The following is a 373-nucleotide window of genomic DNA, read 5'->3' as shown; positions in this document are numbered from 1 at the left end:
CCGCCCCGACGTCGCCGAGGCCCGCCGACGCTGGCGCGAAGCCATGCCCGGGCTGGACCCGGCCCGGTTGGTGTTCGTCGACGAGACCTGGGCGAGCACCAACATGACCCGGACGCGCGGCCGGGCCCCCAGCGGCGTCCGGCTGGTCATGGCCGTGCCCCACGGCCACTGGAAGACGACCACGTTCGTCGCCGGCCTGCGGGCCGACGGAGTCGTGGCCCCGGTCGTGGTCGACGGGGCGATCAACGGCGAGCTGTTCGCCGCCTACGTCCGCCAGCAGCTGGCCCCGGCCCTGCGGCCCGGCGACGTCGTGGTGATGGACAACCTCGCCTGCCACAAGCGCGAGGGCGTCCGCGAGGCGATCGAACAGTCC

At 74.8% G+C, this 373-nt stretch carries 1 protein-coding gene; it reads left to right on the top strand.

Features of this window, described 5'->3' with window-relative positions; translation table 11 throughout:
- The coding region (locus tag G5C50_RS32170; RefSeq protein WP_165076191.1) for a transposase at positions 1-373 on the top strand (373 nt) is incomplete at both ends.

Source organism: Paludisphaera rhizosphaerae (genome assembly GCF_011065895.1).
Classification (GTDB): Bacteria; Planctomycetota; Planctomycetia; order Isosphaerales; family Isosphaeraceae; genus Paludisphaera; species Paludisphaera rhizosphaerae.
The sequence above is the reverse complement of the archived record's forward strand: the minus strand, read 5'-3'. Positions and strand labels throughout refer to the sequence as shown.